General features: G+C 34.2%; 21 protein-coding genes. 17 read left to right on the plus strand and 4 right to left on the minus strand.

Annotated features, from left to right (window positions below):
* The first annotated feature begins 66 nt into the window (after positions 1 to 66).
* Genes MHH42_RS11100 through MHH42_RS11110 form a run of 3 tightly spaced genes read left to right on the plus strand, consistent with a single transcriptional unit; the run spans position 67 to position 2034 of the window.
* A complete protein-coding gene (locus MHH42_RS11100; RefSeq protein ID WP_070173149.1) occupies positions 67 to 702 on the plus strand; it encodes an HAD family hydrolase in 636 nt (211 codons plus the stop codon).
* A 1-nt stretch (position 703) separates the two neighbouring features.
* Positions 704 to 1090, plus strand: coding sequence for a VOC family protein (locus MHH42_RS11105; RefSeq protein ID WP_001094654.1), 387 nt, complete (start codon positions 704 to 706; stop codon positions 1088 to 1090).
* Positions 1091 to 1101: 11 nt separating this feature from the next.
* A complete protein-coding gene (locus MHH42_RS11110) occupies positions 1102 to 2034 on the plus strand; it encodes an aminoglycoside phosphotransferase family protein (RefSeq protein ID WP_070173150.1) in 933 nt (310 codons plus the stop codon).
* Between the two features lie 50 nt (positions 2035 to 2084).
* On the opposite strand, the gene MHH42_RS11115 is transcribed toward MHH42_RS11110, so the two are convergent.
* Positions 2085 to 3542, minus strand: a complete 1458-nt coding sequence (locus MHH42_RS11115) for a serine hydrolase (RefSeq protein ID WP_000034328.1) — start codon at positions 3540 to 3542, stop codon at positions 2085 to 2087.
* A gap of 199 nt (positions 3543 to 3741) precedes the next feature.
* On the opposite strand from MHH42_RS11115, the gene MHH42_RS11120 reads away from it, so the two are divergent.
* From MHH42_RS11120 to MHH42_RS11140, 5 genes are all read left to right on the plus strand, one after another.
* Positions 3742 to 4698, plus strand: a complete 957-nt coding sequence (locus tag MHH42_RS11120) for a thymidylate synthase (RefSeq protein ID WP_000679621.1) — start codon at positions 3742 to 3744, stop codon at positions 4696 to 4698.
* Between the two features lie 19 nt (positions 4699 to 4717).
* Complete coding sequence (locus MHH42_RS11125; protein WP_000637202.1) at positions 4718 to 5206, plus strand: dihydrofolate reductase; 489 nt, start codon at positions 4718 to 4720, stop codon at positions 5204 to 5206.
* 157 nt (positions 5207 to 5363) lie between these two features.
* The gene (gene pbpC / locus MHH42_RS11130; protein ID WP_340893387.1) at positions 5364 to 7349 is read left to right on the plus strand and encodes a penicillin-binding protein 3; all 1986 of its coding nucleotides are present in this window, start codon (positions 5364 to 5366) and stop codon (positions 7347 to 7349) included.
* 236 nt (positions 7350 to 7585) lie between these two features.
* A complete protein-coding gene (locus tag MHH42_RS11135) occupies positions 7586 to 8221 on the plus strand; it encodes an FMN-dependent NADH-azoreductase (RefSeq protein WP_000170037.1) in 636 nt (211 codons plus the stop codon).
* A gap of 111 nt (positions 8222 to 8332) precedes the next feature.
* Positions 8333 to 9052, plus strand: a complete 720-nt coding sequence (locus MHH42_RS11140; RefSeq protein ID WP_000616566.1) for a lysophospholipid acyltransferase family protein — start codon at positions 8333 to 8335, stop codon at positions 9050 to 9052.
* A 41-nt stretch (positions 9053 to 9093) separates the two neighbouring features.
* Here the strand turns inward: MHH42_RS11140 and trhA are convergent, their stop codons facing one another.
* Positions 9094 to 9750: a PAQR family membrane homeostasis protein TrhA gene (gene trhA / locus MHH42_RS11145; protein WP_000136879.1), complete on the minus strand. Its 657-nt coding sequence runs from the start codon at positions 9748 to 9750 to the stop codon at positions 9094 to 9096.
* Positions 9751 to 9963: 213 nt separating this feature from the next.
* On the opposite strand from trhA, the gene MHH42_RS11150 reads away from it, so the two are divergent.
* From MHH42_RS11150 to MHH42_RS11165, 4 genes are all read left to right on the plus strand, one after another.
* The gene (locus MHH42_RS11150; RefSeq protein WP_000492443.1) at positions 9964 to 10149 is read left to right on the plus strand and encodes a twin-arginine translocase TatA/TatE family subunit; all 186 of its coding nucleotides are present in this window, start codon (positions 9964 to 9966) and stop codon (positions 10147 to 10149) included.
* A 42-nt stretch (positions 10150 to 10191) separates the two neighbouring features.
* The gene (gene tatC, locus MHH42_RS11155) at positions 10192 to 10935 is read left to right on the plus strand and encodes a twin-arginine translocase subunit TatC (RefSeq protein WP_000390131.1); all 744 of its coding nucleotides are present in this window, start codon (positions 10192 to 10194) and stop codon (positions 10933 to 10935) included.
* 341 nt (positions 10936 to 11276) lie between these two features.
* Positions 11277 to 11528, plus strand: coding sequence for a DUF2535 family protein (locus tag MHH42_RS11160; RefSeq protein WP_000629011.1), 252 nt, complete (start codon positions 11277 to 11279; stop codon positions 11526 to 11528).
* Positions 11529 to 11681: 153 nt separating this feature from the next.
* Entirely contained in the window at positions 11682 to 12524 is an 843-nt protein-coding gene (locus MHH42_RS11165; protein ID WP_001169475.1) for a DegV family protein, read from the plus strand.
* A gap of 335 nt (positions 12525 to 12859) precedes the next feature.
* On the opposite strand, the gene MHH42_RS11170 is transcribed toward MHH42_RS11165, so the two are convergent.
* Entirely contained in the window at positions 12860 to 13834 is a 975-nt protein-coding gene (locus MHH42_RS11170) for an MBL fold metallo-hydrolase (protein WP_340893388.1), read from the minus strand.
* Between the two features lie 335 nt (positions 13835 to 14169).
* Between MHH42_RS11170 and MHH42_RS11175 the strand changes: the two genes are divergently transcribed.
* Complete coding sequence (locus MHH42_RS11175; protein ID WP_000833349.1) at positions 14170 to 14757, plus strand: SCO family protein; 588 nt, start codon at positions 14170 to 14172, stop codon at positions 14755 to 14757.
* A 34-nt stretch (positions 14758 to 14791) separates the two neighbouring features.
* Here the strand turns inward: MHH42_RS11175 and MHH42_RS11180 are convergent, their stop codons facing one another.
* Positions 14792 to 15256, minus strand: coding sequence for an Hsp20/alpha crystallin family protein (locus MHH42_RS11180; RefSeq protein ID WP_001288081.1), 465 nt, complete (start codon positions 15254 to 15256; stop codon positions 14792 to 14794).
* Between the two features lie 217 nt (positions 15257 to 15473).
* On the opposite strand from MHH42_RS11180, the gene asnB reads away from it, so the two are divergent.
* The 4 genes from asnB (at position 15474) to MHH42_RS11200 (ending at position 19317) form a co-directional block, all read left to right on the plus strand.
* Positions 15474 to 17375, plus strand: a complete 1902-nt coding sequence (asnB, locus tag MHH42_RS11185) for an asparagine synthase (glutamine-hydrolyzing) (protein ID WP_000333815.1) — start codon at positions 15474 to 15476, stop codon at positions 17373 to 17375.
* Positions 17376 to 17469: 94 nt separating this feature from the next.
* Positions 17470 to 17829 carry a GNAT family N-acetyltransferase gene (locus MHH42_RS11190; RefSeq protein WP_000559960.1) on the plus strand — a complete coding sequence of 120 codons (360 nt, stop codon included), beginning with the start codon at positions 17470 to 17472 and terminating at the stop codon, positions 17827 to 17829.
* 51 nt (positions 17830 to 17880) lie between these two features.
* Entirely contained in the window at positions 17881 to 18210 is a 330-nt protein-coding gene (locus MHH42_RS11195) for a hypothetical protein (RefSeq protein WP_000200454.1), read from the plus strand.
* Between the two features lie 105 nt (positions 18211 to 18315).
* Positions 18316 to 19317, plus strand: coding sequence for an N-acetylmuramoyl-L-alanine amidase (locus tag MHH42_RS11200; RefSeq protein ID WP_070173151.1), 1002 nt, complete (start codon positions 18316 to 18318; stop codon positions 19315 to 19317).
* Positions 19318 to 19403 lie beyond the last annotated feature (86 nt).

Genomic DNA, 19403 nt, shown 5'->3' on the forward strand with positions numbered 1-19403 from the left:
AGGGTAAGACAACTATGTTGTTGAATAACATATGTTTAGGAAAAAAGAAGAAAAGGGAGTATGGAAATGCAAAAATATATTGTTTTTGACTTTGATGGCACATTAGTAGATTCACAAAATATATTTGTACCGATCTATAATCAAATAGCTGAAAAGCATGGTTATAAAACAGTAAGGGAAGAAGAAATTGAGCATTTACGTAAATTAACGATGCCCGAGAGATGTAAGCAACTCGATGTACCACTGTATAAACTACCGATATTAGCGTTAGAGTTTTATAAATTATATCAACCAGCTATAAAAGATCTCGTTTTGTTCCATGGGATGAAGGATGTATTAGATGAATTACATAAAAAAGGCTACGGGATTGCCGTCATATCCTCTAACTCAGAAGAGCATATTCGGGCGTTTTTACATAATAATGGTATCGAAAATATTCAAGAAGTGTATTGTTCTAAAAATTTGTTCGGTAAAGACAAAATGATAAAAAGGTTTTTAAAATCAAAAAAAATAACAGAGCAAGAAATGTTATATGTCGGTGATGAACAGCGAGATGTAGCAGCGTGTAAAAAGGCTGGTGTGAACGTAATTTGGGTATCTTGGGGATATGATATCATTGAAACAGTGAAAAAAGATGCACCAGATTATATGGTTCATACGCCTATGGAAATTGTACAAGTCGTACAAGGGGCACATTCTTAATATGAATACACTTCGAGCAGGTATTCATCATATTGAATTTTGGGTCGCGAATTTAGAGGAGTCTATTTCTTTTTATGATAAATTGTTTTCGATAATTGGATGGAGAAAGTTAAATGAAGTAGCATATAGTACGGGAGAAAGTGAAATATATTTTAAAGAGGTGGGCGGGGAAATTGTAAGGACTTTAGGGCCTAGACATATTTGTTATCAAGCTACTCGTAGAGAAATAGTTGATGAAGTAGCAGATTTTCTTGCTAGTACAAAAGTGAAGGTAATACGTGGTCCGATAGAAATGAATCATTATTCGGACGGATACTATACGGTTGATTTTTACGATCCGAATGGATTTATTATAGAAGTAGCGTATACACCAAATGTAGAAATGTAAGGGGAATAAACATGAAGACAATTGCAGCACGGCAAAACAATATACAAATAGTAAAGGATGCAGCAAATATTGAAGAAATTTCTAAAGGTTTCTCACCTGATAAAAAATATATCATTACGACTATTAAAGATGAAAAGTATTTGTTACGGACAGGCGATATAAAAGAGTTTGAAAGAAAGAAAATAGAGTTTCAAATTTTAAATGAAATGCAAAAACGTAGTGTGCAAGCACAAAGGCCAATTGAAATGGGTTTGTTGGAAGAAGAAGGTTTATGCTACGGTGTTTTTTCGTATATAGAAGGAGAAGATGCGAAAAAATTGTTGCCTACATATACACTAAAAGAACAATATGATATTGGTATAGAAGCAGGAAAAGATTTAGCAAAAATGCATACATATGAAGCTCCTAAGGGTATACTTCCATGGTATGAAAGAGCCATGAAAAAACATCGAAAATATTTAGAGGCATACAAAACATGCGGAATAAAAATAAAAAATGATGATAAAATCATTAAGTTTATAGATGAAAATGAAATGTATGTACAAAACCGCCCAAATCGATTTCAACACGATGATTTTCATTTAGAAAATATAATTGTGCGGGATGGGAAATATGTAGGTGTTGTTGATTTTAATGGTTATGACTGGGGCGACCCACTTCATGATTTTGTAAAAATTGCACTATTTGCAAGAGACATTAGTATTCCGTATTCAATCGGACAAATAGAAGGATACTTTAATAGGAGAATACCAGAGGAGTTCTGGAAATTATATGCGGTGTACGTCGGCATGACAGTTTTCTCATCAGTTGTCTGGACATTACGAGCAGCACCGCATATGTTAGATGATATGTTAGAGCGTCTTACTATAGTTTTAGAGGATCATAATAACTTTGAGTTATCGAAGCCGATTTGGTTTCAATCAGATAAGATTGTTATGAAATAGAAAAGATAAGTGTAATTCGCACCTATCTTTATTTTTTACCATCAAAATACTTATTTAATTTTCTTAAATATAAGCGACTGAGTACTTAACGTAGCTGGCACATGTAACTGAAGGGATGGAAATTCACCACTCACACTCATTTCATAAGCGAATAATAAACTCATTTTCATTCGGAATAAGTCAACTTTTGCAGAGAAGACGTCGTAATGATGATGTGTTAATTGAATGTCCATTTCCATGAATTGCACAAATAATGAATCATCTCGCTTGTATACTTGTAATGTTCCGTATGCAGGATGTTCGAAAGTACCAGTATAATCCTCTAATTTGTGAGAAGGTGTAGTCCCTTTAATTTGCTCAGGAAGGGATTCAGTTGCTTCTTTCATCATTTCCTTCATTTTTTCAGTATCTTCTACAGCACGTTTATGCCAATCGATGCCTTCTAATTCAAGTAGCTCGTCATAAATTTGGTTAGCAAGATAAGTAGGAAGTAATGTGCCTCCAGCATTCGTTAAAATGACAAGACCTACATTTTCTTTTGGCATGAATGAAACAAGTGCCGAAAATCCATCAATATTACCGCCATGATGAATCACTTTGTTACCACGATAAGCGCTAATAAACCAACCGAGGCCGTAACTATTTAATGGAGATTCAGGGAGTGATAGAACTGGTTGATCTGGAATTGAATTGTGTGGTGTATACATTTGTTGTAATAATTCAGAGGAGATTAATTCATGATCTCCAAACTTTCCTTTGTTTAAGTGAAGAAGTACCCAATTTACCATATCTTCAATTGTAGAATTAATACACCCAGCAGCGCCAACTGTATCGATGTTACGGAATGGAACTTCTTTTATTTCACCGTCTTTTTCAATGTAAGGTAAAGCATAATCCTCTGTAATTTGTGAATCTGTAACAGAGAAGTTTGTATGCCTCATATTTAAAGGTTCTAAAATATGTTCTGTAGCGTATTGCTCCCACGTTTGATTTGTAATGTTTTCAACAATGCAGCTAATTGTCGCATACATTAAGTTGTTATATAAAAATGCTGTTCGGAACGGTGCATCAAGTGGTAAATGTTTTATTTTTTCAACGAGATCTTTTCGAGATAAGGAAGAGCTGTACCAAAGAGCATCATGACGACTCACTCCAGTGCGGTGAGAGGCTAAATCCCGTCCTGTAACTTGTGAGGTAGCAAGTAGTTCACATAAAGAGAAGTTAGGTATATAAGACTGGACAGGAGTATCCCAATTAAACTTTTTTTGCTGTGCTAACAAGCTTAATGAAAGTGTGCCAAAAGCTTTCGTTGAGGAACCGATTGCGAACCGGGTGCTCGGTGTAACAGCCTCTTTTGTTTCTATATTTCGATAGCCGAAACCTTCTGAAAGAATAACTTCACCGTCTTTTATAACAGCTACAGCAGCACCAGGAACTTTTAAATCCTTCATCATTTTTTCAACCGTAGTTTGTAACGAAGTCATAACAGGAGTTTCAATTTTAGACATACTTCTAACCTCCAAATTTAAATTTTGTCCTACCGCACTATACTTTCGGTAATAGAAAATGAAAACCTTTTTAAATATGGAAAGTTAATAATTTTGTAAGAATTACTGAAAATAATTTTTATTTATCAAGATTATTAAATTTGTTGTTTTTCATGTTATGATAAATTTCATATAAGATTGAAAGAAGGTTTTTCTACATATGAAACATGCTGAATATGAATACTTAAATTTATGCCGCCATGTAATGGAGCACGGTACGAAGAAAGAAGATCGTACAGGGACAGGAACTGTATCTGTATTTGGATATCAAATGCGTTTTGATCTGAGTAAAGGATTTCCTTTATTAACGACAAAGAGAGTACCATTTCGCCTTGTAGCAAGTGAACTACTTTGGTTTATGAAAGGTGATACAAACATTCGCTATTTATTGCAGCATAATAATAACATTTGGAATGAATGGGCATTTAAGAGCTGGGTAGAAAGTGACGAGTATACTGGGCCTGATATGACAGATTTCGGTCTTCGCTCACAACAAGATGAGGAATTTAAAGTGCAATATGATGAGCAAATGGACCTATTTAAAAAGAATGTTTTAGAAGATGATGATTTTTCGAATAAATATGGCTACTTAGGAGACGTATATGGCAAGCAATGGCGTGCTTGGAAAACGACGGCTGGTGAAACACTGGATCAACTAAAAGATGTAATTGAAATGATTAAAAAAACGCCAGATTCACGTCGCCTAATCGTTTCTGCTTGGAATCCTGAAGACGTACCGAGTATGGCATTACCGCCTTGTCATACGCTATTCCAATTTTATGTAGCGGACGGAAAACTTTCTTGTCAACTATATCAAAGAAGTGGCGACATCTTCCTTGGAATTCCATTTAACATCGCAAGTTATTCACTACTAACACATTTAATTGCACATGAATGTGGTCTTGAAGTAGGAGAATTTGTTCATACAATTGGAGATGCGCATATTTATACGAATCATTTTGAACAAGTAGAAAAACAATTGGCACGTGAACCACGTCCGTTCCCGAAACTTACATTAAATCCAGATGTGAAATCTGTGTTTGATTTTGAGATGGAAGATTTAACGATTGAAGGATATGATCCACACCCAGCGATTAAAGCACCGGTTGCAGTGTAATTGTAGAGGAGATGACAAGATGATTGTTTCATTTATGGTCGCAATGGACGAGAATAGAGTAATTGGTAAAGATAATAACTTACCTTGGCGTTTACCGAGTGAATTACAGTATGTAAAGAAAACAACGATGGGTCACCCACTTATTATGGGGAGAAAGAACTATGAAGCAATTGGTAGACCATTGCCTGGAAGACGTAATATTATTGTAACTCGTAATGAAGGGTATCATGTAGAAGGCTGCGAAGTAGCTCATACTGTAGAAGAAGTGTTTGAACTATGTAAAAATGAAGAAGAGATTTTTATTTTTGGCGGAGCGCAAATTTATGATCTCTTTTTACCGTATGTAGACAAGTTATATATAACAAAAATCCACCACGCATTTGAAGGAGACACATTCTTCCCAGAAATGGATATGACAAATTGGAAAGAGATTTTTGTAGAAAAAGGTTTAACGGATGAAAAAAATCCGTATACGTATTATTACCATGTATACGAGAAACAACAATAATAATAAAAATTGATGTGAGTATTCGCATCAATTTTTTTTATTTGTATTTATAAATGTAAGTTTATAGATGGTATTCAATAGTGCTATAATGAAAGGTAGCATGTGAAAAATGCTAAAATTTTCAAAAGTATTAATATAGAAAGAGGAGGAGAATCAGTTGAGAAAAATATGGGGGATTCTTTTTCTTTGCTTAACATTCATGTTAGTTGGATGTGGTAAAGAAGAAAAACCACAAGAAGCGTTTGATACATATGTGAAATCATGGAATAAACAAAAATTTGCAGATATGTACGATCAATTATCAGAAAATGCAAAAAAAGATATTTCCAAGAAAGAGTTTACTGAGAAATATGAAAAAATTTATTCTGGTATTGAAGTGAAAGACTTAAAGGTAGAAACAGGGGAAGTAAAAGAAGATAAAAAAGATGAAGGCCCTGTTCCTTTTAAAGTAAGCATGGATACAGTTGGTGGTAAAATCACTTTTGGTCATGAAGCAAAAATGGTGAAAGAAAAAGATGGAGATAAAGAATCTTGGAAAATAGATTGGACACCTGATTTCATTTTCCCTGGCATGACAAAAGATAGTAAAGTGCGTATGCAAACGACAGAGCCAAAACGTGGTGAAATATACGATCGTAATGGAAAAGGTCTTGCGACGAATGGGAAAGCTTCTGAGATCGGAATCGTTCCAGAAAAATTAGATGAAACTGCTCCGCAAACGAAAGAAGCAGTAGCTAAGTTGTTAAATATGTCTGTAGAAGAAATTGATCAAAAACTAACTGCTAAATGGGTAAAACCAGGGTATCTTGTACCAATTGGAATTTTACCTGAAGGGGCAACGCAAAATACGTATATTGATTTACCTGGTGTTGCAACAAAACCTGTAAATGTTCGTACATATCCGTTAGGGGAAGCGGCAGCTCATCTAACTGGTTATATCGGAAAGATAAATGCTGAAGATTTAAAAACGCTACAAAAGAAAGGCTACCAAGCTGATGAGCCAGTTGGTAAAGCTGGATTAGAGCAAGTATTGGAAGAAAAGCTACGCGGTAAAAAAGGTGGCCGTGTCTTTGTAGAAGATGCACAAGGAAAAGAAATTAAAAATTTAGCAAAAACAGAAGCTGTTGATGGAGAAAATGTAACTTTAACTATCGATAGTGCTGTTCAAGAAAAAACGTATAATGAAATGAAGGGCGAAGCTGGTTCAAGTGCGGCAATTAATCCGAAAAGTGGAGAAACAATTGCACTCGTAAGTAGTCCAGCATATGATCCTAATTTAATTGCACGAGGAACATCGAAAGCACAACGTGAAGCTTGGAATAATGATCCGAAAAAACCGATGACGAACCGATTTACACAATTATCGGTACCAGGTTCTGTATTTAAGCCAATTACAGCTGCAATCGGTCTTGAAACGAAAACGATTGATCCAAAAGAAGAATTGAAAATTGAAGGATTGAAATGGACAAAAGATTCTTCTTGGGGCAATTATTACGTAACACGTGTGAAAGATGCAAATCCGATTGATTTGGATAAGGCAATGAAATATTCGGATAATATTTACTTCGCACAAGAAGCTTTGAAAATCGGAAAAGATAAATTTATGAGTGAAGCGAAAAAATTCGGATTCGATGAGAAATTACCAATTGAATATGGATTCCCAGCTTCTAAAATCGCAAATGATGGTATTAAAAATGATATTCAAATGGCAGATACAGGATATGGTCAAGGACAAGTGTTAATGACTCCTCTTCATCTAGCTTTAACATATACGCCAATTGTAAATGATGGAACAATTCCGTCACCATATATCATTAAAACAGATAAACAACCAAAAGCTTGGAAAGAAAATGTCATTTCAAAAGGAAATCAGGATATATTAAAAACTGCTATGACTAAAGTAATTAATGATCCGGATGGTACAGGGAAAATTGCTAAAATTGATGGTATGACCCTTGCTGGAAAAACAGGTACAGCGGAATTAAAAGTATCTAAAGAGGCCGAAGGAAAAGAACTAGGCTGGTTCGGTGCATTTGATTTAAATGCACCTGATATGGTCATTACAATGATGATTGAAGATGTAAAAGGTAGAGGTGGAAGTAACATTCCAGCTGAAAAAGTGAAACATATTTTTCAAAAATAAAGGTTGATGAAGGACTATCTCCATGAAATATGGAGGTAGTTTTTTATTTAGTTAACATTTTAAATGGAAATATATAATTTATAGATTACAAAACAACTTATTAACTTACGAAAAAAAAGTAGCTATTTTTTATTGACATGAAGCGAGAGATTTTGTATTATACTTACATAAGGTAAGTTATTTACTTTCGAATTATAAATCTCAAATTAAAGATAAAATTAAAGGGAGAGAATACAATGACAAAAGTACTATTTATCACAGCAAATCCAAATTCAGCAGAAGGTTCTTTCGGAATGGCAGTAGGAGAAGCTTTCATCGAAGCTTATAAAAACGAGCATCCACAAGACGAAGTTGTAACAGTTGATTTATTCAATACGACTGTACCAGCAATTGATGCAGATGTATTTGCTGCTTGGGGTAAATTTGCAGCAGGTGAAGGCTTTGAAACTTTAACAGAAGTTCAACAACAAAAAGTTGCAGCAATGAACACAAACTTAGAAACATTTATGCATGCAGATCGTTATGTATTCGTAACTCCAATGTGGAACTTTAGCTATCCACCAGTAGTAAAAGCATACTTAGATAACTTAGCAATCGCAGGTAAAACATTCAAATATACTGAAAATGGTCCAGTTGGCTTATTAGAAGGCAAAAAAGCACTTCACATTCAAGCAACAGGTGGCGTTTATTCTGAAGGAGCATACGCAGCTGTAGACTTCGGTCGTAATCACTTGAAAACAGTATTAGGATTCATCGGTGTAAATGAAACTGAATATATTGCAGTTGAAGGTATGAATGCTAATCCTGAAAAAGCACAAGAAATTAAAGAAGCAGCAATTGCTAACGCACGTGAATTAGCAAAACGTTTCTAATATAGAATACTTAAAAATGTCCAAACACTTGTTGTTTGGACATTTTTTCTTCTTTTTCCTTCGTTTGTCTAGTATAATGAAGGTCGGAATGATAATAGGTGGGGGTTCTGTATGATTCAAACGTTTTTTAAAATCTTTTATTTAATTTTAATTGTAATTGCGATTACACCGAGAATGTGGCGTCTTAAAAAACAAGTAAATACGATGTCACCGCAAGAAAAAGATAATGCTGTGTATAAAACGACAAATTGGTTTGGTAAAAAAATGGTACGTGTTGCTGGTGGGGCAGTAGAAGTAAAAGGGCTTGAAAATGTTCCGAAAGACAAGCCGGTACTAGTTGTAAGTAATCATCAAAGTAATATGGATATTCCTGTTTTACTAGGTTACTTAAATAAACCAATTGGATTCGTTTCAAAGGCAGAGATTAAGAAGTTTCCAGTTGTACCAACTTGGATGGAACTTATGAATTGTGTATTTATGGTTCGTAATGATCGTCGTCAATCTCTTCAAGCGATTAAAGATGGAATTGAACTATTAAAGAATGGACATTCTATCGTAATTTTCCCTGAAGGAACGAGAAGTAAGGGTGGCGAAATTGGAGAGTTTAAAGCTGGTAGTTTTCACCTAGCAGTAAAATCTGGTGTAGCAATCTTACCTGTAACGTTAGATGGTACATATAAAATGTTTGAAGCGAATGGAAATCGTATGAAACGAGCTCATGCAACAGTAACGATTTCTAAGCCGATTACACCTGAAGAGTATGCGAATATGGATATTAAAGAATTAACGAAGCATACACAAGATGTTATCGCATCACAATTACATAAGTAATAAAAAAGGTTTCAGCTTTCATCAAGCTGAAACCTTTTTTATTACGCTGCAGGTAAGACGTAAAAGAGTACACAGAAGAACATCATTGCACTACCGCCTAAAACGAAGAGGTGCCAAATGGCATGGTTGAAAGGTAGCTTTTCCCAAAGGAAGAAGATTGCCCCGACTGAATATAAAATGCCACCTGCTAAAAGTAGTGAAAAACCATGTCCAGTTAGATTTTCGTAAAGTGGTTTAATAGCAACGATTATGAGCCAGCCCATAATGATGTAACATAAAGTTGATGCTTTTATAAAACGGCGTACAAAGAAAATTTTGAAGACAATACCGCCAATTGCAAGTGTCCATATAATTGCGAGTAACGTCCAACCTAAAGGTCCACGAAGTGTAATGAGTAGAAAAGGAGTATATGTGCCAGCGATTAATAAATAGATGGCTGAGTGATCTAAAATAGTAAATAATTTTTCTACTTTTGGATGGTGAATGCTATGTAGCAACGTTGAAAACAAGTACAGTAAGAACATGCTTACACCATAAACGGTAAATGCAACAACAGCAGATGCAGTACCATGTTTAGACGCATGAATAATTAATATAATTAAGGCAGGGATGCTTAAAATGGCACCGATACCATGTGTTATTGCATTTGCAATTTCTTCTTTCACAAAATGTGTCATTCGTGTCATTTTTTCAGTCATAATGCAAATCCTTTCTACTATCATAAAATAATATGTCATTTCCCTTACCATATCATACACAAGAGCAATAGAAAATGAAATTTGTATAATTGATTATATTTTTGAATTTTTTTGACAAAAGACGATGGATTTGTTGACGTTTTCAAACTTTTTTGACAAAATAAAATTATGCAATAGTAGGACAAGAAATCTACTAATAAAGGGGATGGGGAAATGTTTTCAAATATTGGCTTTCCAGGGTTAATTTTAATCTTAGTAGCTGTACTAATATTATTTGGGCCTAAAAAATTGCCGGAAATCGGAAAGGCTTTAGGGGAAACGTTAAAAGAATTCAAAAAATCAACGAAAGAATTGACTGATGACGCATTTCAAGAGAAGGAAAAGAAAGAAAAAATGTAATGGATTTTCCTCGTAATGGATAAGTAAAGTGTGGTGAACGAGATGGAAGATCGGGAAATGAGTGTAGTAGAACATATCGTTGAGCTTCGAAAACGAGTAATTTATACAGTGTTATCCTTTGTATTATTTTTAATTATTGGATTTACTTTTACGAAGGATATTTATTTTTGGCTTGTAAAAGATTTACCAATGAAATTAACTGTTCTCGGTCCAAGTGATGTATTGTGGATTTTTTTCTCGATTGCTACAGTATTTGCTATCGTTTGTACAATTCCTTTTGCTGCTATACAAATTTGGTTATTTGTAAAACCAGGTTTACATCCAAATGAACAAAAGATGACTGTAATGTATATACCGGTATTGTCTATATTATTTATTGCAGGTTTAAGTTTTGGATATTTTATTGTAATGCCGTTTTTATTTCATTTTTTAACTACGATAGGTAATGAAATGTTTAATACGATGTTTACGACAGAAAAGTATTTTCATTTTGTACTTAATTTAACAGTTCCATTTGCTGTGATTTTTGAATTACCTGTAGTGGTAATGTTTTTAACGAGTATTGGCATACTTACGGCGGAGTTTCTAATAAAAATAAGAAGGTATGCTTACGTAGCATTGATTATCATTGCCTCGTGTATATCACCGCCAGATTTTTTATCTCATAGTTTAGTTGCGGTACCGCTTATTTGTATTTATGAAATTAGTATTGCCTTATCAAAGATTGTTAGTAAGCGAAAAAAGAAAAGGGAAGAAGAAATACAGTCGAAAAGTGCCTCGTTATAAAGGCACTTTTTTAATTATTTGTTATACTATGGCTATAAACGTATACAATATAAAGAAGAAAAAAATAATAGAATCTCCAAAATTTAGACAAACTTTGCACCTTTATAAGTTTATACTGAATGTATTAAGCAATTTACGGATAACGAGATTCCCGTCTCACGTGATAATTAGGACGGGGGATGGATTAGGTGGAGATGAATAGAGAATAAATCTACTAACCATAAGGACTAAAGGGATCATCTAAGGATACTTTTGTATTCAAAGGAGTCTCCACTTTAAACAACGTGTTACAGCGTAAAGTAGAGGAAGTTCAAAATCCAATGAAAAAGAGGATTGATATTGTGATTACGAAAAGTTTTTATTTCACTCATTCAACAGGGGATTGTATTAAAATATTCGAAATCCCTGTCCTACAGGCGCAGCATCCATTATCGTTTCTAATTCAGTCTCGTCTTCAATTATTTATTGCAAAAATTCAAAAACAAAAGCACCCAAGATTTTCGTATTCTTTCCGTGAATATTTACAAAAATGTTTGAAGTGGAATGATTATTTAAATGTATATAAAACAAATACCCTTGAAAAAAACGCATAAATTAGAGCAGGACAGAGTCAGGAATACTCTGTCTTTTTATTTTAGGTATAAAAATATAATTAATTTGATGAAATTTCGTTCGAAATTGTTGAAAGCATTAGGAATGCTAGTATAATAACAAGGAGAGCGTATTGGAAAGGGAAGAAGGATAGTATGCAAAAAATTAAAATTGTAACAGATTCAACGGCAGATTTATCACAAGATGTAATCGAGAAGTATGACATTCATGTTCTACCATTATCAATCTCTGTAAATGGACAAACATATTTAGATCGCGTTGATTTACAACCTGATGAGTTTATTGAAGAAATGATTAAATCAGAGGAACTACCAAAAACATCACAACCAGCTATGGGTACATTTGTAGAAATGTATGACAAGCTAGGTGAAGATGGAAGTGAAGTACTTTCTATCCATATGACAAGTGGAATGAGTGGTACTGTTGCGACTGCAAATAGTGCTGCATCGATGACTGATACAAAGGTAACAGTTGTTGATTCACAATTTATTACACATGCTTTAGCATATCAAGTAATAGAAGCTGCAAAAATGGCAAATGAAGGACGCTCACTAGAAGAAATTTTAAAACGTGTAGATGAAGTGAGAAAGAATACTCGTTTATATGTAGTGGTAGATACATTAGAAAACTTAGTGAAGGGTGGACGTATCGGTAAAGGAAAAGCGTTTATCGGTTCGCTACTTAATATAAAGCCAATTGCTAGCCTTGAAGACGGTGTTTATAACCCTGTAACGAAAGTGCGCAGTCAAGGCCAAATTGTAAAAACGTTAGCTAAGTTATTTGAGCAAGATACAGCAGGAAAAGTTGTAAAAGCTGTTGCGATTCCGCATGCAAAAGCAATTCCTTTAGCTGAAAGTATGAAAGCAGCTGTGGAAAAAGTGAGTGGATTTACTCAATCAGAAATTTTCTATACAACGCCTATTATTAGTACTCATACAGGTCCGGGTGCAATTGGATTTATGTATTTAGCAGAGTAATAAAAAAGCTACTTGAAAATATATTTCAAGTAGCTTTTTTATCCCGCATTAACGGACAGTAAGACCCTCACCTCAAAATTCAGCGAAAGCAAAGAAGTTAGGTGTGAGATCAACGGTCCGTAAATGCCCGATTGGTGAAGGCTAATAATCAGTGGGGATGATGAACAACCCCCACTGATTAAAGTTTCACTTTATGTGAATAGAAAGTAAGAAATGAGAAGGGCTATACAGGCGCTCCCGCTAATGATGTAGCGAGTCTGTAAATATTCATTCATAGAAAACACCCTTTATGATTTTCTATATTATATGATGGATATAGAAAATAAGTAGTTACATTACACTTGTAAAGTTTCGATTTTTTCTTGTACTTGTTTTTTATTTGTGTCGCTATTATAAGTAAAAGTTTGGCCTAAAAAGAGTACATGCAGTTGTTCCCACGGTAACATACGTAAATTCCAATTACTTCGAAGTTTTGTTATTGCCTCGCGAGGTGTTTCATCAGCAAGTGCAAAAGCTCCGTAATGCATTGGAATAAAATGTGTCGCGTTTAAATCTAAATAAGCTTGCACTGCTTCTTCAGGGGAAACATGAGATACTTTCATAAACCATTCTGGTTCATAAGCGCCAATTGGCATAAGAGCAATATCAATTAAAAAGCGCTTTCCAATCTCTTTGAAACCCTGGAAATAGCCGCTGTCGCCACAAAAATAAATGGTTTCCAAAGTCGTTTCATTATCAATAATCCATCCACCCCAGTGAGATGTATTCATGTCAAATAAGGATCTTCTCGTCCAGTGCTGAGCAGGTACGAAGTGAAAAGAAACTTCATTAATCGTCGTACTTTCCCACAATTTATATTCTTCTACATGCGTAAATTTCTTACGAGTAAATAATTTTTTTAATCCGATAGGTACAAGATATAGAACATCATCATTTAACTGACGAAGAGTTGAAAAATCTAAATGATCATAATGACCGTGTGAAATAAGGACTATATCAATTTTAGGTAGTTCTTGTATAGTAAGACCTGGTTCAGTAAGCCTCGGAACTAACTTTAATTTATTTGCCCATACTGGATCTGTTAATATATTAAGTCCATTCGTTTGGATAAGAAAAGTAGAATGGCCCACCCATGTGACTGTCGTTTTTTCAACATTGCTTTGCAAAAATGCATTTTGTTTAACAGGTGATTGTTCTACTAAAAAAGAAAAGTCTTTTTTGTTCAGCTTTCGTTCTTTACGCCATCTTAAAAAAGAACGAATTGATTTTTTTGTACTGACATTATCCATATTTTCATAGCGCTTTGCCATGAACATCACCTCATTTAAAATCGTTGTAGTTGTATTGTACCGAAATGTTGTTAAGGAATACAGTGTATAACATGGATTAATGTTTAATTAATTGTTAAAAAATAGGGAGAGGTATTTACAATTTTAACATTGAGCTTTGTTTTGCGAATACGATTTAGAGAAATAATAGTGAAAAAACATATTTTGTCTAGTAATTCGCTTGAAATTAAGAAGTATCATACGTAAATTCGTACGATTTCGTGAACAAATGCAGTAAACAATTTTCTCGTAGTGTTAACTTTTGTTATGATGAGCATAACCTATTTAAATTTAGGATAGAGAAAAGAGGTTTATAAATGAAGCGTTATCAAAAACTAATTGGTCTTATGGTTGTATTTTGTCTATTTGTACTCGCTGGATGTAGTGGATCAGGCTCAAAGCTTCGTAAACCATTAAATTGGGATTTAGAAACTTTCCAATTCACAAATCAAGATGGAAAACAATTTGGTACAAAAGATTTAAAAGGGAAAGTATGGGTTGCAGATTTTATGTTCACAAACTGTCAAACAGTTTGTCCGCCAATGACTGCTAATATGGCAAAATTACAGAAGATGGCAAAGGAAGAGAAGTTAGACGTTCAGTTTGTCTCGTTTAGTGTAGATCCAGATCTTGATAAACCAGAAAATCTGAAAGCTTTCATTCAAAAGTTTACAGAAGATACTAGTAATTGGAATTTATTGACGGGTTATTCGTTAGAAGATATTACAAAGTTTTCAAAAGATAATTTCCAATCACTTGTAGATAAGCCAGAGAACGGTCAAGTAATACATGGTACATCATTTTATTTAATTGATCAAAATGGAAAAGTAATGAAAAAGTATAGCGGTATTAGTAATACACCGTACGAAGATATAATACGTGATATGAAGCGATTAGTGGATTAAAAATAAGGGTGCGTAGCACCCTTATTTTTTTACATTAGTCTATAGATAAAATGTCATGCTGTTGTGGAAGTTTCGGTGCACGAATTTCTAACACACCATTTTGATAGGAAGCTTTCGCTGCTTTTTTATTAATGGAATAAGGCAATTTAATCATTCTTGCGGCTTCTGAAATAGACCGTTCTCGGCGATAATAGTTATGAGATGTTTGTTCTTCTGCCTCTTCAAGTATTTCTTCTTTTACAGAGACTTTTAAGTATTCGGTTTGTATTTCAATTTGAATTTGCTCTTTTTGTATACCCGGTAGTTCAGCGGTAACAACGAGTTCTTCATCAACTTCATATAAATCTACAGGGAATGTTAATAAACGATTTCCTTTTTGGAAAAAATGATTCAAATCAGCGATTACATTGCGAAGAGGTGTTTGCTCAAAAAAATCATCAATTTGCTTTAAATAATTGCGAACCGGTGGACGAGAAGAATCTTTTTTTTCTTCACTCATGGTATTCCCTCCTAGAAATCAATTTGCAATATCATATGACAAAAGCGGAGAAAGGTGATTGCCTAATTTTCATGTTTTCATAAAAAAATGTTAAAAATGTGAAATGGAGTGATTTTTTTATAGTTTTTGGTCGCCATATTGAGTTGATTATGCTAGTATAAATAGGGTTGATATAGTAGTATAGAAACAGAATGAAAACCGAAAGAGGGTAAGAAGTATGTGTGGTTTTGTAGGATGTTTATGTGAAAACCCTAGAGAGTTTTCAGAAACAGAAAAACATCAATTTGAAAATATGAACACGATGATTTTCCACCGCGGTCCAGATGACGAAGGATATTTTCGTGATGAACATGTACAATTTGGCTTCCGCCGTTTAAGTATCATTGACTTAGAGGCAGGACATCAGCCGCTAACTTATGAAAATGATCGATATGTAATTATTTTTAATGGTGAAATTTACAATTATGTAGAATTACGCGAAATGTTACTTGAAAAAGGTGCGACTTTCGCAACGCAATCTGATACAGAAGTTATCATTGCATTGTATGCACATATGAAAGAAAAATGTGTAGACTATCTTCGTGGTATGTTTGCATTTATGATTTGGGATCGTGAAGAAAAGAAACTTTTCGGTGCACGTGACCACTTTGGTATTAAACCATTATATATCGCGCAACAAGGTGATACTACATTCTTCGCATCTGAGAAGAAAAGTATTATGCATGTAATGGAAGACAAAGGGGTAAACCCAACGTCACTACAACATTACTTTACGTACCAATATGGTCCAGAACCAGAAACATTAACAATTGATGTTAATAAAATTGAGCCTGGTCATTATTTCGTAAAGGAAATCGGTAAAGAGATGGAAATCCATCGCTACTGGAAGCCTTATTTCAATGCTTCAAGCGCAACGAAAGAAGAGCATATCCAAGCAATTCGTGATGTATTATACGATTCAGTAAAAGTACATATGCGAAGTGATGTACCAGTAGGTTCATTCTTATCTGGTGGTATCGATTCATCTATTATCGCTTCTATCGCAAGAGAAATGAATCCGAACCTTTTAACGTTCTCTGTTGGTTTTGAACAACGTGGTTTCAGTGAAGTTGATGTTGCGAAAGAAACTGCTGAGAAATTAGGCGTTAAAAACCATAACGTATTTATTTCAGCGAAAGAATTTATGGATGAGTTCCCAAAAATTATTTGGCATATGGATGATCCTTTAGCAGATCCAGCAGCTGTACCATTGTACTTCGTTGCAAAAGAAGCACGTAAACATGTAACAGTTGTTCTTTCAGGGGAAGGCGCAGACGAGCTATTTGGTGGTTATAACATTTACCGTGAGCCAAACTCACTAAAAATGTTCTCGTACATTCCTAGCCCAGGTAAGAGCGTTCTAAAAGCATTAAGCGGTGCTCTTAAAGAAGGATTTAAAGGAAAGAGCTTCCTAGAGCGTGGATGTACGCCAATTGAGGAGCGCTACTATGGAAACGCGAAAATCTTCCGTGAAGAAGAGAAAGCGGAATTAATGAAGTTCTACAATGAAAGTGTTAACTATATGGATATCACGAAACCATTGTATAACGAGATTAAAGATTATGATGATGTAAGTAAAATGCAGTACATTGACATGTTCACGTGGTTACGTGGTGACATTTTATTAAAAGCTGATAAAATGACAATGGCAAACTCATTAGAACTTCGTGTACCGTTCTTAGATAAAGAAGTATTCGATGTTGCATCTAAAATTCCAACTGAATTAAAGATTGCTAACGGAACTACGAAAGCTATTTTACGTGAAGCAGCACGCGGAATCGTTCCAGATCACGTGTTAGATCGTAAAAAACTTGGATTCCCGGTACCAATTCGTCACTGGTTAAAAGATGAAATGCATGACTGGGCTATAAATATTATAAACGAAAGTAAAACAGATCATTTAATCGACAAACAGTATGTATTAAACTTACTGGAAGCACATTGTGCAGATAAAGGCGATTATAGCCGTAAAATTTGGACTGTACTTGCGTTTATGGTTTGGCACCAAATTTATGTTGAGCATAAATACGATACGAATAAGTTCCACGAAGAAACAAAACGTGCGTATAGCTTAGTTTAATAAGAAAAACCTTAAGACCGCATATGGTCTTAAGGTTTTTTTTCATAAATAGAACGTATTATTGATACAATAATAGTAAAAGGATGGACAACATATGATTGCGTTTGAAAAAGTAACAGTAGAAAATGAAAGCGTTGTTAAAGAAATGTTCCGCTCGCATAATGTAAGTGAGAAACAGGTGCAGTATTGCGTAAAAGTTGATGATACATATATTGGTGTAATAGATTACAGTGTTCAAGAAGAGAGTGTAGTTTTATCTCAATTAATAATTCATTTTGATTATCAAAGTTACGGATATGGAACAAATACGTATTTTACATTTGAAGAGATGATGAAACAAAGAGGTGTGAAAGAGATAAAAGTGTTACAAAAGGAATTAACAGAACAAGCAAAAACTTTCATAGAGAGCTTTGGCTTTAATGAAGAAGATGGAACATACGTGAAGAAAATATAACGATGATTAGTAATGTGCTAAAATAAATATAAGGCAGGTGGATACATGATAATGACTTCTGGTCTTGTATTAATTGGAGGATGTTTTATTTTGGCAGAACTAAGCCATAAGTTCATTCGGAAAAGAGCTAGTAAGAAAAGAAAGCCGTACGAATTACAATATGTACCTGTGTTTTTTATTTTGTTTTGCATGCTTGTTACAGTACAAAATATTACTAATTTCCCGCCACTTTTGAACATTTTTTTAAAGTTCGGTTTGTTATACAGCGGTGTTGGAATGGGTCTTTTATTTATTTTATTTTGCATACGTTATATTCACTATCAATCGTATATATTTATTTTAAATTGGTTAAAGCAAGATGATAGAAACCGCCTTACATAAGGTGGTTTTTTATTTGTAATTGTAACGGAACTTGTACATTTTACATAAAATAGGACGAGTAGCAATGTAAACCTATTACACGAAAGAAAGGAACGAGACAGTGATATGAAACTTGTAATAGACGCAGGTCACGGTGGATATGATTCTGGTGCTGTTGGTAATGGTTTAGTAGAAAAAAACTTAACACTTCAAATAGCGAGACGTGTGCGAGACATTCTATCTGCAAACTACCCAATTACTATTAAAATGACACGTGATAGTGATGTATTTATCTCTTTATCAGAACGTGCTAATATCGCTAATTCTTTTGGAGCAGATTACTTTATCTCATTTCATATAAATAGTGGCGGTGGAACTGGATTTGAAAGTTATATTTATAATGGGTTATCTAACAGTAGCTCCGCATATGCAAAGCAACAAAAAATTCATGCAGCAGTCAATCCTGTATTAACAAAATACGGCCTTCGTGACCGAGGGGCAAAAAAAGCAAATTATGCAGTACTAAGAGAGACTGCAATGGATGCAATTTTAACTGAGACTGCTTTTATTGATACAACGTTTGATGCAAATTTATTGAAAAACCCACAATTTATTGAAGATCTATGTCAAGCATATGTAAACGGAATAGCAGCTATTTTTGGAGTAGCTCCGAATCCAAATCCTCCAAATCCACAACCTCCAAACCCTCAGCCAACACCACAAACGAAGGGAATTGCTTATATACTTGGGAAAAATGTAAATTTAAGAAGTGGCCCATCAACATCATCTTCAGTAATTCGCCAATTAAACTCTCCAGAATCGTATGTCGTATATCAAGAAAGTAACGGATGGTTAGACTTAGGTAACGGACAGTGGGTGTATTATGACCCGTCTTACATTAATTTTGTAAAGACGAGCAATAGTGATGGTAGCGCAATCGGTGTCGCATATATACAAGGAACGAATGTGAATTTAAGAAGTGGTCCATCAACATCTTCTTCAGTAATTCGTAAATTAAATAAACCAGAATCTTATTTAGTATTTATTAATCAAAACAGTTGGTTGAACCTTGGTGGAAATCAGTGGGTGTATAATGATTCATCATATATTAAATATAATCAATATTAGGAAATAAATTTATAATGTAATATGAATGCGTATCTATATATAACATAGATACGCATTTTAAGAACGGCCATTATTTACATACTTAT

The sequence above is a fragment of the Bacillus sp. FSL L8-0099 genome (assembly GCF_038006385.1).
In the GTDB taxonomy this organism is placed as follows: Bacteria; Bacillota; Bacilli; order Bacillales; family Bacillaceae_G; genus Bacillus_A; species Bacillus_A toyonensis.

What these genes read in the sequence shown, in the direction of transcription:
- MHH42_RS11100 (WP_070173149.1), top strand. Translation starts at nt 67, where the DNA reads ATGCAAAAATATATTGTTTTTGACTTTGATGGCACATTAGTAGATTCA.
- MHH42_RS11105 (WP_001094654.1), top strand. Translation starts at nt 704, where the DNA reads ATGAATACACTTCGAGCAGGTATTCATCATATTGAATTTTGGGTCGCG.
- MHH42_RS11110 (WP_070173150.1), top strand. Translation starts at nt 1,102, where the DNA reads ATGAAGACAATTGCAGCACGGCAAAACAATATACAAATAGTAAAGGAT.
- MHH42_RS11115 (WP_000034328.1), bottom strand. Translation starts at nt 3,542, where the DNA reads ATGTCTAAAATTGAAACTCCTGTTATGACTTCGTTACAAACTACGGTT.
- MHH42_RS11120 (WP_000679621.1), top strand. Translation starts at nt 3,742, where the DNA reads ATGAAACATGCTGAATATGAATACTTAAATTTATGCCGCCATGTAATG.
- MHH42_RS11125 (WP_000637202.1), top strand. Translation starts at nt 4,718, where the DNA reads ATGATTGTTTCATTTATGGTCGCAATGGACGAGAATAGAGTAATTGGT.
- MHH42_RS11135 (WP_000170037.1), top strand. Translation starts at nt 7,586, where the DNA reads ATGACAAAAGTACTATTTATCACAGCAAATCCAAATTCAGCAGAAGGT.
- MHH42_RS11140 (WP_000616566.1), top strand. Translation starts at nt 8,333, where the DNA reads ATGATTCAAACGTTTTTTAAAATCTTTTATTTAATTTTAATTGTAATT.
- trhA (WP_000136879.1), bottom strand. Translation starts at nt 9,750, where the DNA reads ATGACTGAAAAAATGACACGAATGACACATTTTGTGAAAGAAGAAATT.
- MHH42_RS11150 (WP_000492443.1), top strand. Translation starts at nt 9,964, where the DNA reads ATGTTTTCAAATATTGGCTTTCCAGGGTTAATTTTAATCTTAGTAGCT.
- tatC (WP_000390131.1), top strand. Translation starts at nt 10,192, where the DNA reads ATGGAAGATCGGGAAATGAGTGTAGTAGAACATATCGTTGAGCTTCGA.
- MHH42_RS11165 (WP_001169475.1), top strand. Translation starts at nt 11,682, where the DNA reads ATGCAAAAAATTAAAATTGTAACAGATTCAACGGCAGATTTATCACAA.
- MHH42_RS11170 (WP_340893388.1), bottom strand. Translation starts at nt 13,834, where the DNA reads ATGGCAAAGCGCTATGAAAATATGGATAATGTCAGTACAAAAAAATCA.
- MHH42_RS11175 (WP_000833349.1), top strand. Translation starts at nt 14,170, where the DNA reads ATGAAGCGTTATCAAAAACTAATTGGTCTTATGGTTGTATTTTGTCTA.
- MHH42_RS11180 (WP_001288081.1), bottom strand. Translation starts at nt 15,256, where the DNA reads ATGAGTGAAGAAAAAAAAGATTCTTCTCGTCCACCGGTTCGCAATTAT.
- asnB (WP_000333815.1), top strand. Translation starts at nt 15,474, where the DNA reads ATGTGTGGTTTTGTAGGATGTTTATGTGAAAACCCTAGAGAGTTTTCA.
- MHH42_RS11190 (WP_000559960.1), top strand. Translation starts at nt 17,470, where the DNA reads ATGATTGCGTTTGAAAAAGTAACAGTAGAAAATGAAAGCGTTGTTAAA.
- MHH42_RS11195 (WP_000200454.1), top strand. Translation starts at nt 17,881, where the DNA reads ATGACTTCTGGTCTTGTATTAATTGGAGGATGTTTTATTTTGGCAGAA.
- MHH42_RS11200 (WP_070173151.1), top strand. Translation starts at nt 18,316, where the DNA reads ATGAAACTTGTAATAGACGCAGGTCACGGTGGATATGATTCTGGTGCT.